This window comes from Dyadobacter jiangsuensis, assembly GCF_003014695.1.
GTDB classification, from domain to species: Bacteria; Bacteroidota; Bacteroidia; order Cytophagales; family Spirosomataceae; genus Dyadobacter; species Dyadobacter jiangsuensis.
The window spans coordinates 121,321-137,323 of sequence record NZ_PYAS01000015.1; the positions used below are offsets into that span (position 1 = coordinate 121,321).

At 51.9% G+C, this 16,003-nt stretch carries 13 protein-coding genes; 9 read left to right on the plus strand and 4 right to left on the minus strand.

Going from position 1 to position 16,003, the window contains the following annotated elements:
• The first annotated feature begins 163 nt into the window (after positions 1-163).
• Positions 164-313 (plus strand): hypothetical protein, encoded by a 150-nt coding sequence (locus tag CLV60_RS34340; protein ID WP_170118872.1) that lies wholly within the window; start codon positions 164-166, stop codon positions 311-313.
• A gap of 85 nt (positions 314-398) precedes the next feature.
• Positions 399-548 carry a hypothetical protein gene (locus CLV60_RS34345; RefSeq protein WP_170118872.1) on the plus strand — a complete coding sequence of 50 codons (150 nt, stop codon included), beginning with the start codon at positions 399-401 and terminating at the stop codon, positions 546-548.
• Positions 549-560: 12 nt separating this feature from the next.
• On the opposite strand, the gene CLV60_RS26715 is transcribed toward CLV60_RS34345, so the two are convergent.
• The 4 genes from CLV60_RS26715 to CLV60_RS26730 all read right to left on the minus strand — a co-directional run bounded on the left by CLV60_RS26715 (position 561) and on the right by CLV60_RS26730 (position 5,404).
• Positions 561-1,265 (minus strand): L-ribulose-5-phosphate 4-epimerase, encoded by a 705-nt coding sequence (locus CLV60_RS26715; protein ID WP_106598459.1) that lies wholly within the window; start codon positions 1,263-1,265, stop codon positions 561-563.
• A 6-nt stretch (positions 1,266-1,271) separates the two neighbouring features.
• A complete protein-coding gene (gene araA / locus CLV60_RS26720; protein WP_106598460.1) occupies positions 1,272-2,762 on the minus strand; it encodes an L-arabinose isomerase in 1,491 nt (496 codons plus the stop codon).
• Positions 2,762-4,426, minus strand: a complete 1,665-nt coding sequence (locus CLV60_RS26725) for a ribulokinase (protein ID WP_106598461.1) — start codon at positions 4,424-4,426, stop codon at positions 2,762-2,764. Before CLV60_RS26725 ends, araA begins: the two co-directional genes overlap by 1 nt.
• A 273-nt stretch (positions 4,427-4,699) precedes the next feature.
• Complete coding sequence (locus CLV60_RS26730; protein ID WP_106598462.1) at positions 4,700-5,404, minus strand: NUDIX hydrolase; 705 nt, start codon at positions 5,402-5,404, stop codon at positions 4,700-4,702.
• Between the two features lie 221 nt (positions 5,405-5,625).
• Here CLV60_RS26730 and CLV60_RS26735 point away from each other — a divergent pair, with 221 nt between their 5' ends.
• From CLV60_RS26735 to CLV60_RS26765, 7 genes are all read left to right on the plus strand, one after another.
• A complete protein-coding gene (locus CLV60_RS26735) occupies positions 5,626-6,213 on the plus strand; it encodes an RNA polymerase sigma factor (protein ID WP_106598463.1) in 588 nt (195 codons plus the stop codon).
• 72 nt (positions 6,214-6,285) lie between these two features.
• Positions 6,286-7,302, plus strand: a complete 1,017-nt coding sequence (locus CLV60_RS26740) for a FecR family protein (RefSeq protein WP_106598562.1) — start codon at positions 6,286-6,288, stop codon at positions 7,300-7,302.
• A gap of 163 nt (positions 7,303-7,465) precedes the next feature.
• Complete coding sequence (locus tag CLV60_RS26745) at positions 7,466-11,077, plus strand: TonB-dependent receptor (protein ID WP_106598563.1); 3,612 nt, start codon at positions 7,466-7,468, stop codon at positions 11,075-11,077.
• A gap of 15 nt (positions 11,078-11,092) precedes the next feature.
• On the plus strand, positions 11,093-12,823 hold the full coding sequence (locus CLV60_RS26750) for a RagB/SusD family nutrient uptake outer membrane protein (RefSeq protein WP_106598464.1): 1,731 nt from the start codon (positions 11,093-11,095) through the stop codon (positions 12,821-12,823).
• 33 nt (positions 12,824-12,856) lie between these two features.
• On the plus strand, positions 12,857-14,074 hold the full coding sequence (locus CLV60_RS26755; protein WP_106598465.1) for a purple acid phosphatase family protein: 1,218 nt from the start codon (positions 12,857-12,859) through the stop codon (positions 14,072-14,074).
• 162 nt (positions 14,075-14,236) lie between these two features.
• The gene (locus tag CLV60_RS26760) at positions 14,237-14,830 is read left to right on the plus strand and encodes an RNA polymerase sigma factor (RefSeq protein ID WP_106598466.1); all 594 of its coding nucleotides are present in this window, start codon (positions 14,237-14,239) and stop codon (positions 14,828-14,830) included.
• 89 nt (positions 14,831-14,919) lie between these two features.
• A complete protein-coding gene (locus CLV60_RS26765) occupies positions 14,920-16,002 on the plus strand; it encodes a FecR family protein (protein WP_106598467.1) in 1,083 nt (360 codons plus the stop codon).
• The last annotated feature ends 1 nt before the right edge of the window (position 16,003 follow it).

Genomic DNA, 16,003 nt, shown 5'->3' on the forward strand with positions numbered 1-16,003 from the left:
GCAAAGAGGCTCTGTCCTGAATAGCAAACAAGCACTCATTATACTCAACGTTTTATGACTGAGGCTGCCGGTGAATGGGAACACCGGCAGCTCTTTTTTTATAGCGCGTTCTTTGTTAAGTTTGGGTAGACAATGGGTTACCTGCCCCGCTAGCTTAAAGATTATGATTTTCACGATTTTCAACCTGCTGAAAGGCCGTTTTTCCAAAGACGCCATCGAAGAAGCCAAGTCCAACGAAAAAGCGATGACCCGCCAGGAAGCATTGCAGCAAATGCGCAACATCGCCAGCCGCAGATCCTCCAAGAAGAACTGATCCGGCTCTTTATCAGCAGCCCTGCCCGTAATAGGCATCCTTGCCGTGCTTCCTGAAAGTTACCTGCCCCGCTAGCTTAAAGATTATGATTTTCACGATTTTCAACCTGCTGAAAGGCCGTTTTTCCAAAGACGCCATCGAAGAAGCCAAGTCCAACGAAAAAGCGATGACCCGCCAGGAAGCATTGCAGCAAATGCGCAACATCGCCAGCCGCAGATCCTCCAAGAAGAACTGATCCGGCTCTTTATCAGCAGCCCTGCCCGTAATAGGCATCCTTGCCGTGCTTCCTGAAATAATGCTTGTCGCACAGGCTTTGCTTGATCGCCGCTGCCGACGGATTGATTTGTAATGTCAGGTGAGCCATTTTGGCGATCTCTTCCAGTACAATTGAATTGTAAATCGCCTTCCCCGGATCTTTTCCCCAGGTAAATGGCCCATGGCATGCTACCAGCACCATCTCGACTTCTTCATAACTCAGCTGCTCCCTGGCAAAAAGGTCCAGGATCTGATTGCCGGTTTCGAGCTCGTAATCGCGCTGGATCATTTCGTCGGACATAACCTCCGTCACCGGAATGGAACACGTTAAATGGTCTGCGTGCGTAGTACCGAGGTTCGGGATCGGGCGGATCGCCTGTGCCCACGCCACCGCGTACGTAGAATGCGTATGACACACGCCCCCGATCGACGGGAAACTTTTATAGAGCAACGTATGCGTTTTGGTATCGGAAGATGGCCGCATATTGCCTTCTACCAATGCATTGTCCAGGTCTACAATTACAATGTCTTCTACTTTCAACCGGTGGTAAGGCACGCCGCTGGGCTTGATCGCCACTACACCCGCGGCCCGGTCGATACCGCTTACATTACCAAAGGTCACAATTGCCAATTCTTCCCGCGGGATCTCCATATTGGCTTCGTAAACCTGCTCTTTGAGATATTGATATTTCGACATTTCGGATTATCTGTAATAAGCTTCACTCCACCGCAACTCGTTTTTCAGCTGGCGCAGCGTGGTATTTTTATCGATCACAACCAGCTCGACCCCCACCATTTCGGCGAACGTTTCGATATGTTCCGTCGTAAGGTTCTGGCTGAATGCGGTGTGGTGTGCGCCGCCGGCATAAATCCAGGCCGCGCAGCCTGTTTGCATATCCGGCTGAGGTTTCCAGAGCACACGTGCCACGGGCAGTTTCGGCAATTGTTCGGTTGCTTCCACGGCCTCCACTTCGTTCACAAGCAGACGGAAACGGTTGCCCATATCCACGAGCGAGACATTGAGCGCTGGCCCGGCCGGTGCATTGAACACCAGGCGAACGGGGTCCTCCTTCCCTCCTATTCCCAATGCGTGAACCTCCACCGAAGGCTTGCCCTTCGCAATACTCGGACAAATTTCCAGCATATGCGAACCGAGGACCAGGTTATTGGCTGGATTAAAATGATAGGTATAATCCTCCATAAACGAGTTGCCGCCCGGCAGGCCGCTGGCCATTACTTTCAGAGCACGCACCATCGCGGACGTCTTCCAGTCGCCTTCGCCGGCATAGCCGTAACCCGCGGCCATCATACGCTGCGAACCAATGCCGGGCAGCTGTTTCATGCCGTGCAGGTCTTCGAATGTGTTGGTATAGCCTTTGAAATTGCCGTCCCTGAGAAAGTATTTCAAACCGAGTTCGATTTTCGCGGCGTCGCGCAATGCCTGGTGGCGCTGCCCGCCGTTTTCCAGGCCGGAAGCAAGTTGGTAGGCATCGGCATACTCCCCGATCAATGCCGAAATTTCGGCATCCGACACCTGGTTGATTACTGCTACCAGGTCGCCCACCGCATAAGTGTTGACGGAAAAGCCGAAAGTCATCTCGGCAGCTACCTTATCGCCGTCGGTTACGGCTACTTCCCGCATATTATCGCCGAAACGAACAAATTTCGCTCCTTTCAGATCATGACGGCCTGCTGCTACCCTCGCCCATTGCGCAAGGCCTTCCACCACATGCTCCTGCTGCCAATGTCCTACGATTACTTTGCGGTTCAATCGCATGCGCGTCATCATAAACCCGAACTCACGGTCGCCGTGCGCCGACTGGTTCAGGTTCATGAAATCCATATCGATCTCGGCCCAGGGAATATCGCGGTTGTATTGGGTATGTAAATGCAATAATGGCTTTTGCAGGATCTGCAAGCCACGGATCCACATTTTGGCGGGGGAAAAAGTGTGCATCCAGGCTACTATGCCAATGCAATTAACAGCGCTGTTGGCTTCCTGAATGATGTTGTAGATTTCGTCCGGCGATTTGACGACGGGCTTAAAAATCACCCGCACAGGCACCTGTGGGGCTTCGTCGAGGTAACGGGCGATGATCTGCGAGTGTTCATCGACCTGGCGGAGCGTTTCCTCGCCGTACAAATGCTGACTTCCGGTGATGAACCAGACTTCAAACTGTTTTAAATCAAGCATCAGGTGAGTTGTAAATATCCTTTTTGTAAAAATTCATTTTCGATATAGGCACCGGCTTCCAGGTATTTCTGATAGAGCTGCTGATACACTGCCGACTGTACGTCGCGCGGCTGATATACCGCATCGAACCCCGAACTCATCGCATCCTGCGCATCCTGCAAATTGGGATGTACCCCAGCCGCCACCGACGCGAACATCGCCGCGCCCAATGCACAGGCCTGTTCCGAAGCCGCTACTTTAATGGGCATATTGAGCACATCGGCCAGCGTTTGCATCACGAATGCCGATTTCTTCGCCACGCCGCCAATCGCGATCACCTGGTGAATAGGTACGCCTTCATTCCGGAAGCGTTCGACAATGGCCTTGGAACCATACGCGGTAGCTTCCACCAATGCTTTAAATATGCGTGCGCTGTCGCTGGCCAGGTTCAGACCGAGCAAGCCGCCTTTGAGCGTGTGCTTCGCATCAGGGGTACGGCGGCCATTGAGCCAGTCGATGGCGATAATGTCTTTTTCAGTAACCGGGAGTTTTGCCGCTTGCTCCGCCAAATGCGGAATCAATTGCTTCGAAAGCCTCAAAGCCTCTTCTTCGCCCAGTAATGTCCGCACGGGTTCAATGATGAGTTTGGAAAACCAGGCATAAATATCTCCGAACGCCGATTGCCCCGCTTCCATGCCCAGCATACCCGGTACTATGGAGCCATCAACCTGCCCGCAAATGCCTTTGATCAGCAAATGCCCTACCTCCTCATTCGGCGCTACCAGCATATCGCAGGTGGAGGTACCAATTACCTTACATAATGAATACGGCTCGATGAGCGCACCTACCGCGCCCATATGCGCGTCGAACGCGCCCACCCCTATAACCACGTCCGTAGGAATGCCTAATTTCGCAGCCCATTCTTTGGAAATGGCGCCCATGGGTTGGTCGGAGGTTGCCGTATCGGCAAAGAGCCGGTCGCGAAGTCCGTCCAGCAAAGGATCGAGTTCCCGGAAGAATGCATTGGATGGAAGGCCATCAAAATCCTGATGCCAGAGTGCCTTGTGACCTGCGGCACAGCGCGAACGTTTCAATCGAAGCGGATCGGTAATGCCGGTCAACTCGGCCGAGATCCAGTCGCAATGCTCCACCCAGGAGAATGCGCTTTCCCGTACAGCCTCGTCCACGCGCAGTGTACGCAGGATTTTGGCCCAAAACCATTCGGATGAATAGATACCGCCCACATATTTGGTAAAATCAATATCATAGCTGTGCGCCAGCCGGTTGATTTCCTCGGCCTCCGCATTGGCGGTATGGTCTTTCCAGAGGATAAACATTCCATTGGGGTTCTCTGCAAACTCCGGCAGCAACGCCAGCGGGGTGCCGTTTCTGTCCACTGCGACGGGTGTAGAGCCAGTGGTATCCACCGAAATACCCCGCACATTTTGCCTTACGGCCGGCGGCGCCTGGTCAAGCGCATTGCGGACAGCGTTTTCCAGACTTTCGAGATAGTCGAGCGGGTGCTGCCGGAACTGCGAAACAGCCGCATCACAATATTTACCTTGCTTCCACCGGGGATACTCCTGCACGGCGGTTCCTGCCTGCTCTCCCGTGTCCGCATTCACTACCAATGCCCTCACTGAGTCGGTACCGAAATCGATACCAATGACGTAATTCTCCTTCATAAATGTCGGTTTAGGATGTTCTCAGACCAATTTGATGCATTTATTTAATTAATCACCTAACAAATATAAATAAATTTGCTTTTAGTGTAGTATTGACACAATTTAAATTTTATGAAAAGGAGGAAAGGGAAAATGGAAGAAGGGGAAGAAAGGGAGAAGTCGAATCGCGTAGCGATGCAATATTGGTAGTCACCTCCCTTTCCTCCATCCTCCCCTTCCTCCTTCCTCCTTCCTCCCCTTCCTCCCCTTCCTCCCCTTCCTCCCCTTCCTCCCCTACTGACTCTTCATCGAATCCGGCATAAAGTTCCAGAACGAATGGAATTTCGTCTTGTACCGCTCGGCGTCCAGCTTGTAAAGGGTGGCTTTTTTCGTAGCACTATTATTATTCTTCTGCCCCGTATCGATAAGCAGGCCGGTGGAGAGCAGCTTGCGGCTGAAATTCCGGCGGTCGATGGGGATGTTGTAGATCGCTTCGTAGAGCTTCTGCAACTGGGGGATCGTAAAACGCTCGGGCAGCAGTTCGAAACCGATCGGATGCAGCGCTGCATTGTATTTGAGGTGCTCGATAGCCCTGCCGACCATTTGCTCATGGTCGAATATCAGCTTCGGGCGGGCGTCGAGAGTGATCCAGGCGGCGTTGTGGCTTTTAACAGCCTCTGAATCGTGGTCATCGATCTTGATCAATGCAAAAAATACGACGGAAACGGTACGCTCGCCGGGATCGCGATCGGCTTTGCCGAAGGTTTCCAGCTGCTCGACGTAGATATCTTTGAGCCCTGTCAGATTGTACAGAATACGGACCGCCCCGTCGGCGAGGTCTTCCTCCGCATTCAAAAAGCCACCCATCAGCGACCATTTTCCTTTTTCGGGCTCGAAATTCCTTTTGATCAACAGCAGCTTGATATCTTTTCCGTCAAATCCGAAAATAATACAGTCGATGGCCACGAGAATGCGGGATGCCTGGGGATAGTTATTCATCTAATGCGGTGTCGTAGAAGTATTGTCTTTCAAGGCACTAACTCAACTACTAGTTACAAAATATTTTCACGGGGAATCCCGGAAAATGTTAAGTTTATGTTAAGAAAGTAAAAAAAAGTACGAGAATACTTAATCTGTTTAAAGAGTTAAGTCACAAATTTAAGTACGAATTTTGTACCGCTTCTCAGCGAAAATAATCAGATTATTAAAAGGCTATCTTCATGATGAACAACTTTTACGCTACCTGTTCCGATGAAAATATCCTTGCGCTGATCAGTGAGCAGGACGATGAGCTGGCCTTCGCGGAACTTTACGACCGCTACTTCAAAACCTTGTTCAACTACGCTTACTCAAAGGTCAGCGACCGGTTCACGGCGCAGGAAATCGTTCAGGAGCTTTTTGTGAGCCTATGGCAGCAGCGTCGCCAGCACCAGGTGCAATGCGGCCGGTCATTCCTGTTTACAATGGCCAAACGGCTGATCATATCTTTCTACCGGAAAGAATACACCCGCCAGCACCATTACGGCCAGTGGGAGATCCACCGCAGCGAAACTTCCGAATTCGCCGACCAGCCTACCCTTGCCTCCGACCTGCAAAACCGCTACGAGGAAGGCCTGCATTTACTTTCTCCTAAATGCCACGAAGTTTTCACACTGAGCCGCCAGGGGTTTTCCAACAAGCAGATCGGCGAACAGCTCAACATTTCCGAAAAAACCGTGGAGCAGCACATTACCAAGGCATTACGCATCCTGAAAGAACATTTGAAGGAGCATATGATCTGTGCGCTGATCCTTTTTGCCTCTTTTTAAAAAAAATTTCAAAAACTACTAAGGGTTCCCCTTTTGGCGTGCGACTTCCCGGATGACAACATCCCCGATCTCATGAAGCCAAACGGTATTCCGCCCGCATTACTCGAAAAATACCTCTCCGGTGCGTGCACCGATGCAGAAAAAGAGCTCGTCGAAGCCTGGTATGCATCGCTGCAAGGCGAACCGCGCTATCTCGACCATTTGCCGGACGCGGAACAGGACGGGTTGAAGCAGGAAACGTTCGGAAACATCCGCCGGGAACTGGATTTGGAGGAACCTGCAAAAGTGCGGGTGTTCCCGTGGCGCTGGCTGACCGGCATCGCCGCTTCGATTCTACTGGTAACGGGGGTTTATCTGGGTACTCAAATCAAAAAGACGCCGGCCGCCACCATCTCTCAGCAGCTCGAAGAGCGCCCGTCTACCGAACTGGTTCGCTTCGAAAACACCGGCGAACGGATCATCACCCACCACCTGCCCGACCAGAGCTCGATCGCGATGCACCCGCATGCGGTTGTGACCTATCCTGCCACATTCGACGGCGACAAGCGCCTTGTAACTTTTAGCGGTGAAGGTTTTTTCGACATTCAGAAGGACAAGACGCGGCCATTCTACATTCAAAGCGGGGAAATGGTAATCAAGGTTCTGGGAACAAGTTTCAATGTAAAAGCGGCCAGCAATCACAAGGTGTTCCAGGTGGATGTCGTGACGGGGACGGTGGAAGTCAGCACCTATGCCAAAACCACCAACTCGCAGCAGGTCATTCTGAAACCGCAGCAACAAGCGCTATTCGAGCTGGATTCAAGGCGACTGATTTCGAAAACACTGATCACACAAGCCAAAAAGGAAATCTACGAGCCGGTTACCATTGTATTTGAAGAAACCCCGCTGAGCAAGGTGATCGAGCAGCTCGAAAAGCGCTTCAACGTATCGATTTCACTGGCTAACCCGGGCCTGGCCAAATGCGGCCTGACGGCCAATTTCGAGTCGCAGAGTTTCTCCAACATCCTCGAAATCCTGTGCACTTCACTGGAAGTAACCTACACTATTTCAGACAATAACATCACTATTAACGGCGAACCATGTGAATAATCCTTAATACCACCCATCGACTTATGAACCCATCCGTACCACCGTAAAAAGGGCCGGAAGTGTACCACCACTACCCGGCCCGAAATGCCATCCTTTTTCTTCGTACCACCGTTTCAAAAGGATGTTTTATCCAATAGTGCCTAACCATCAGACAATCAAAATTATGCAAAAAACAGTACGTAACAAGCCGGTCGACTGGCGAAAAATTATGCGCATTGGACTGCTTCAATGGATTCTTGCCGTCTCGCTCGCAGCCGGCAGCTATGCGAAGGAAACTGCGGCCCAGTCTGTGCTGAGCAGGGATATGACGCTCACACTCCGCAATGTTTCGCTCAAACAGGCCCTGAATGAGATCCAGGCCCGTGCCAATACCCGCTTTGTGTACAGCAGCCGGGTTTCCGTGAAGGAAAACGTAACCATCGAGGTGAAGAACCAGAAGCTTTCCAGGATCCTGGACCAGTTACTGGCACCTCGCGGAATCAATTATAAGGTGATCAACAACCAGATCGTGCTTGCCAAGACGCGCATGAGCCGGGAGGAATCGGTGATCCCCGAACTGGAAGAAAAGCTGCTTCAATACGTACTGCCCACCGAAATCCAGGTGCGCGGAACCGTGACCTCGTCCGACGGACAGGGTACGCTACCGGGTGTAAGTATCGTGGTGAAGGGGACCTCGCAAGGCACGACGACCGACGGCAACGGAAAGTTTGAAATCACCGTGCCGAATGTGGAATCGGCATTGGTTTTCAGCTTTGTGGGTTATGTTTCGCAGGAAATCGTGGTGGGTAACCGCACCGAGATCAATCTTACGTTGCAGGCAGATAACAAGGCATTGTCGGAACTGGTAGTGGTGGGTTACGGCACGCAGAAACGCGTGAACCTCACCGGCGCGGTATCGCAGGTACAATCCAAAGACCTCGAAAACCGGCCTTTGAACAATATGTCGCAGATTCTGCAAGGTATGGTGCCTAACCTGAACATTACATTCAGCACCGGCCAGCCGGGTAAGGGCGGTTCGCTCAACGTCCGCGGGGAAACTTCCGTGAACGGCGGCTCTCCGCTTGTCCTCATCGACGGTATTCCGGGCGATATCAACCGCATTAACCCCGGCGACGTAGAGTCGGTATCCGTACTGAAAGACGCGGCAGCCTCGGCCATTTACGGTGCACGCGGTGCTTTCGGGGTAATTTTGGTTACTACCAAAACCGCCAAAAACGGCAAGACTACCGTTTCTTACAGCAACAACTTCGGCTGGTCGAAACCGACGATCAACACCGATTTCATGACCAATGGTTATGACTATGTGAAGATCAATGATGAAGCGTTTATCCGCGCGACCGGTAACAGCTACACCCGCTATTCGGAGGAAGATTACAAGGAGATCGAAGCACGTCGTTACGACAAGACCGAAAACCCTGCGCGTCCATGGGTAGTGGTGAAGAATGTGAATGGAAAAGACATTTACAACTACTATGGTAACTACGACTGGTGGAATACGATCTTCAATATGAGCCAGCCATCGCACCAGCATAATCTGAACCTTTCCGGCGGTACCGATAAAATCAACTACTTCCTCTCCGGTTCGGTATTTGAAAAGGACGGCATCATGCGCATCAACACGGATAAATTTACGTCCTACACGTTGCGCAGCAAGATCAACGCCCAGCTTACACCCTGGCTGAAAGTGAGCAACAATACCCAGTATTTTGATTCCAAATACAAATACCCGGGTCTGGAAGGCGGTGCCAATTCCAACTTCGTAGCGATTACCGTGCATGCATTGCCTATTTACGCGCCGCGCAACCCGGACGGCACGCCTACTTATAATACGCTGAAAAACAACTACTCTATTGGTGACGGTTTGTTCGCCAATCTTTTGAAAGGCGTGGCAGGTGGAGAGCAAAAAGTGCACGAGCTGACGACCATTAACACGGTTCAGATGGATTTGACCAAAAATTGGAACATCACCGCAAACCACTCCTACTCGTTCTACATTGCCGACGACTGGTACCGTTCGGCCATAGCAACCTATTCGATCCAGCCGGGTATTCTGACGACGGTTCCCAACTACAATACCGACCAGTTCAAGAAAACCCTGTGGTTCGACCCGCAGAATGTGGTGAACGTGTTCTCATCCTTCAACCACACTTTCGGCAAACACTTTTTCAGCGCCACAGCGGGTATCAACTACGAATCGCGTAAACATCAGGTATTGGCCGGTTCACGCAAAAACCTGCTCTCAGAAAGCCTCAACGACCTGAACCTCGGAACGGGCGAGCAACTTTCGGGCGGCGGCGCCTACCAATATGAATTGTTCGGGGCATTCTTCCGGGCCAACTACGATTACCTCGGCAAGTACCTGCTCGAAGTGAATGGCCGCTACGATGGCACTTCGCGCTTCGGGGAAGGCAAACGTTACGGCTTCTTTCCTTCGGTGTCGGCGGGCTGGCGTCTGAGCGAGGAGAATTTCTTCGAACCGGTGCGCAATGTGGTGAACAACCTGAAAATCCGTGCTTCCTATGGTACATTGGGTAACCAGCTGCCTCCGAACTTCAATAACAACCCGAGCTCGGCCAGTTTCTATCCTTACGTTCCGATGATGCCTACCGCGCAGTCGACCTGGATTACCAATGGTCAGAAATTGCAATATGTAAGCAGCCCGTCGCCTATCTCCGCCGGATTGACCTGGGAATCGGCCACGACTTCGAACATCGGTCTCGACGCGACATTGCTGAAAAACCGCCTGAACCTTTCATTCGACGGTTATATTCGTAAAACCACCGACATGCTCATTCCTGGACAGGTACTTCCTTCTGTATATGGCGCGGCCGTTCCTACCCAGAATGCGGGCGACCTGCAAACCAAAGGTTTTGAACTTTCGATTGCCTGGGCTGATATGTTTAAACTGGCAGGTAAGCCGCTCAGCTACAATGTGTCGTTCATTGTTTCCGATTCCAAATCCAAAATCACCAAATACGATAACCCGAACAAAGTGCTTTCGAGCCCTTACGTAGGCCAGACAATCGGTGAAATGTGGGGATACTCCATCGACGGGATGTTCCAGAGCAACGAAGAGGCGCAGGCTTTCAAGATCGACCAGTCGTTCGTGAACAAACAGCGGCTGAGCGCCCCTGGTGAATGGGCCAAGCTGCAAGCCGGTGACCTGCGCTTTGTGGACCTGAACGGTGACGGCAAGATCAACAACGGCTCCAACACGCTCGCCGATCCGGGCGACATGAAGATCGTGGGTAACAACCGCGTGCGTTTCCGCTACGGTATCAACCTGGGCGCCTCATGGAATGGCTTCGATATTTCAGCTTTGGCACAAGGTATCCTCCGCAGGAACTGGTATCCGGGCAACAATGCGGACAAATTCTGGGGCCCCTATTCGCGCCCTTACTACTCGTTTATCCCGAAGGACTTCGGAAACGATATCTGGACGCCTGAAAACCCGAACGCCTACTTCCCGGCACTGCGCGGTTACACGGCGCTTAACGACGGCGGCGACCTCCGTTCCACCAACGACCGCTACATCCAGAACGTGGGTTACCTGCGCCTGAAAAACGTGGTGATCGGCTACACGGTGCCGGAGCGCATCAGCAAGCTGATTCGTATTCCGAGAGCGCGGATTTACATCAGCGGTGAAAACCTGCTGACCTACACCCCGCTCCGCTCGAAATACATCGATCCCGAGCAGTTTGACGGCGACGGAACCAATGGACGTACCTATCCATTGTCGAAAACCGTTTCAGCCGGTCTTAACCTCACATTCTAACAGGCATTCATACCGATGAAAAAAATATTTAGCATTATCGCCATTTCACTCGGCCTGGTGGCTTGTGACCTGGATCAGCTCCCGCAGGATGCGATCTCGCCGGAGACTTTCTTCAATACCGAAAACGACCTTTTGCTTTATACCAACTCTTTTTACAATGCACTGCCCACGGCGGAGGATGTGTATAACGAGGACGTCGACAATATTGTCAAAACCAGCTTGCGCGACGAGTTGCAAGGAACCCGCGTGGTACCTACCAGCGGCGGCGGCTGGGGTTGGGGGAACTTGCGGAACATCAACTATTTCCTCGCCAATTCCGGCAAATGCCCTGATAAAAAAGCCGTCGCCAAATACAATGGCCTGGCGCGCTTCTTCCGTGCCTATTTCTACTTCGGAATGGTGAAACGTTTCGGTGATGTGCCTTGGTACTCGACGACCATCGAGCTCGATGACCAGGAGTTGCTCACCAAAGCCCGCGATCCCCGCACGCTCGTGATGGATTCGGTGATGGCCGATATCGACTACGCGATCGCCAACCTCGACGCGAGCCGCCAGGTAACGACCGTGACCAAATACACAGCGTTGGCATTGAAATCGCGCATCGGTTTATTTGAAGGTACTTTCCGCAAATACCACCCGGAATTCAACCTGCCCAATGCCGACAAATTCCTCGATGCCTGTATTTCCGCTTCGGAAGATCTCATGAAAAACAGCGGCTATTCCATTTACAAAGCCACACCTGCTACCGCGTACATGAAGCTGTTCTCCTCCGACAATGCGATCCCCGATGAGGTGATCCTGGCCCGAGATTTCAGCGACGAGTTGCAGGTTTATCATAACCTGAACTACTACACCATGACCGCTTCATACGGCCGACCGGGTCTGGAAAAGAAATTGGTTAATAGCTACCTCATGGCCGACGGCACCCGTTTCACCGACAAAAAGGGTTACGAAACGATGCAGTTTTTCGATGAAGTTCAAAACCGCGACCCTCGCCTCACGCAGACGATCCGCACGCCGGGCTATACCCGCATCGGTGAAAACACCCCGCTCGTACCGGAATTCGGGGCTACTGTAACGGGTTACCAGCTGATCAAATTCGTTTCGGCACCGAAATGGGATACCTTCTCGAAAGACATTACCGACATGCCGATCTTCCGTTACGCCGAAGTATTGCTGAACTACGCCGAAGCCAAAGCCGAAAAAGGCACATTGACGCAGACCGACCTTGACATTTCGACCAAACTCATCCGCGACCGCGTGGGAATGCCGAACATCAATTTGGAGCAGGCCAATGCCAATCCGGATGCTTACCAGGCTGCGCAATACGCGCAGATCAGCGGCAAAAACCTGGGGGTAATCCTCGAAATCCGCCGCGAGCGCCGCATTGAATTGGTGATGGAGAATTTCTTCCGTTGGGACGACCTGATCCGCTGGAAAGAAGGGCAGGCGCTGACCAAACAATTCAAAGGAATGTATTTCCCCGGCCCCGGCCAGTATGACCTCGACAAGAGCGGAACCGTTGACCTGGTTATTTACGAAGGGACCAAACCGGATATCAAAGGCGCGCAGCTGCTGAAACTGGGCAGCGATATCGTGCTGGAAAACGGCGCCAAGGGCGGTAACATCGTCATCAACGGCCATATCACCAAGAAATTCATTGAAAACCGTGATTACCTTTACCCAATCCCCAAACAGGAGCGACTGTTGAATACCAACCTGACGCAAAACCCCAACTGGGAGTAAACCATTATCGACTGTTCCTAACCTTTAACTTTTATGCTTTCAGACAGAAGGTCGTTTCTTGAAAAAATGTCTCAAATCGGGGCACTGAGCTTGTTGCCCATGGCGGCAACAAATGCAGCAGAAGCCGCACCAGTGGAAGAGAAAAACCATTTCGTAGCCGGCCCCTATTTGCAGAATATGGGTAGCAACGAGGTCACGATCATGTGGATCACTCATAAAAACTGTTTCAGCTGGGTCGAATACGGCGCGGGCACTTACACGAGCAAGCGCGAATTCGGCTACAACAATGGGCTTATCGAGGCAAACAACCGCATTAATAAAATCACATTGACCAACCTTGCGCCGGGAACGGAGCACAAATACAAGATCGTGTCCACCGAAGTACTGGGTTACAAAGGCTCGAAAGTGGAGTTTGGGGAAACGATCGCCAGTCCGCTGTATGGTTTCAAAACCTGGGGACAGAACGAGGACGAGTTCAAAATGGTGGTGTTCAACGACATCCACGATCGCCCGCAGATCATCCCGCAACTACTCTACCGCCATGGTTATACAGGTAATACCAAAGATTACGATTTCGTGGTTTTCAACGGAGATTGCTTCGACTGGGTTACCGAAGAGCAGCAAATGGTCGATCACCTGATCAAACCCTCGGTTGATATTTTCGCGACGGAGTTCCCGTTCCTGCTCACGCAAGGCAACCACGAGTGCCGGGGCAGTTTCTCACGGCATATTCCCGAGTACTATGCTTATCCCGACAACAAGTACTATTTCTCGTTCACCCGCGGACCTGTACATTTTATTGTACTGGACTCCGGCGAGGACAAGACCGACGACAGCGTCGAGTACGGCGGCTTGTCGGCCTTTGACCGCTACCGGGAAGTGCAGAAGAAATGGCTGGAAAAGGAAATTGAATCGCCGGAGTTCAAGAAAGCCGATTTCCGCGTGTTGCTGATCCACATTTCGCCGTATCACTCGGGCGACTGGCATGGTACCATGCATTGCCGGGCGCTGTTCGGGCCGGTTTTGAACAAAGCCAGAATCGACCTGCAAATCTCCGGGCACACGCACAGGTACATGACGCACGAGCCCGACGCCGACCATAACTGGCCGATCGTGATCGGAGGCGGGCCGCTCGAAGGCAAGCGGACGCTCATCAAACTCCATGCGACGCGTAAGCAACTGGACCTGAAAATGATCCGCGACGACGGTGAACTCGTAGGTAAGTTTCTGATCCCGAAGAAGAACAAGTAATGCATTGCAGGGCAGCAGATCAACCGGTTTGCTGCCCTGCATTTTTTTAGCCATGCGGTTACTTAAAATATTACCTCAACATTAAATAATCGCCGCGCTGCGCACCGGATTTTTGCCGACAAAGAAAAATAGTACATTTGCTCCTGACGTAACCCATTTTTCGTGGAACAGGATTCGGTACTTTGGCAGAAGTTCAGGGAAGGCGACCCGCTTGCCTTTGAGCAACTCCTGCGCAATTATTACCGCCCGTTGTTCGATTACGGAAGGCGCTTCGTCAGCGACCGCGATGTGCTGAAAGACCTCGTGCACGATCTTTTCCTCTACTTATGGGAACGCAGGGAATCCCTCGGCAAGACCGACCAGATCAAACCCTACCTGCTTACCAGTCTCCGCAACCGCATTTTCAAGAACAGTAACCGATTGGAAGCCCGGCCGGAAATTTTCCTGGCATTGGAACACACGCCCGAAGATTTTCACGAGACTGCCAATTCCATCGAAAGCGAGCTGATCCTCACCGAGTTCGCGGCGGAAAAGCATTCCCGCATTCAGCACATTATCCAGTCGCTTACGCCCCGGCAGCAGGAAATCATCCATTTGAAGTTCTATCAGGACCTTTCCAACGAACGCATTGCCGAAATCCTCAATATATCACGCCCGGCCACGGCTAACCTCCTGTATGAGAGCCTGAAAATGTTCCGGGAGAAATGGCTCCTGCTCGCCGGCATGCTCCTGCTTTTCCTCGTTCGGGGACATTGATCTGAAAATTTTTAAAATTTTTCCTCATTCTTCCATGATTCTGGCGGTCGCGGCGGATTATACTTTTAGAACACATTCCCAATAAGCCGATGCATCCCTTTTACCACTACAACCTGGAAGACTTTCTGACTGACGACGATTTCAGGGGATGGGTAAAAAACGGCCAGCCGCGCAACGATTTTTTCTGGACCAAACTCCGCTCGGAATACCCGGAGAAAGCGCTGCTGATGGACCAGGCTGCCGAGTTGATCCTTACCTGGGAAAAGCAACCGAGCGACCTCACGCACGAAGAGCTCGACCACGAGGTGAACCGCATTCTGAATGACTCGGCGGTACGCACGATGGCCTCCCGGAAAGCCAATATCGTCCGGTTACGGTGGTGGTACGCCGCGGCCGCGGTGCTCGTTCTGGTGGGATTGGGCTGGCTGGTTTCAGGAGATAAGGTATTCCCAAAGAGTCAGTACACGTATAAACGTTACGTTGCAGTATCCCCCGTTCCGCTGAAAGAGATCGTCAACAAAGGCACAAAGCCGATGAAGGTAAGTCTGCCGGATGGTAGCGAAATACGGCTCATGCCCGATGCGGCGGTCAGCTATGCTCCGGTTTTTGTTCAGCATCACAAAAGAGAGGTGTTTCTCTCAGGAGAGGCCTTTTTTGAAGTGCAAAAGGACAAAGCCAATCCATTTTTTGTGTATGCCAATGACCTCGTTACGCGGGTAGTGGGAACGAGTTTTACCATCAAATCTTCTTCGGAGCGTGTGGAAGTGATCGTCCGTACGGGGAAAGTGGCGGTTATGCACGCCAAAGACCTCGATGGAAATAAGCCGGGCATCGAAATGCTCCTCACGCCTAATCAGCAGGTGGTGTTTACGCCTGAACAACCGCTGCTCGCTCGCAGCATTACCGAAAACCCCGTGGCCATCGCGCGTCCGGTCGTAAAGCCGGATTTCACATTTGACAATCAGCCGGTTGGGGAGGCATTCAAATTATTGCAGGAAACTTACGGAATACCGATTTTATACGACTCCACTAGGCTCGAAAACTGCTACCTGCGCGTGGCGCTGCGCGACGAGCCATTCTTTGACAAGTTAGGAATAATCTGCTCTACAATCGAAGCAAGCTACCAGGTAACCGACGGACAGGTCGTTATCACGGGGCAAGGCTGCGAATAAA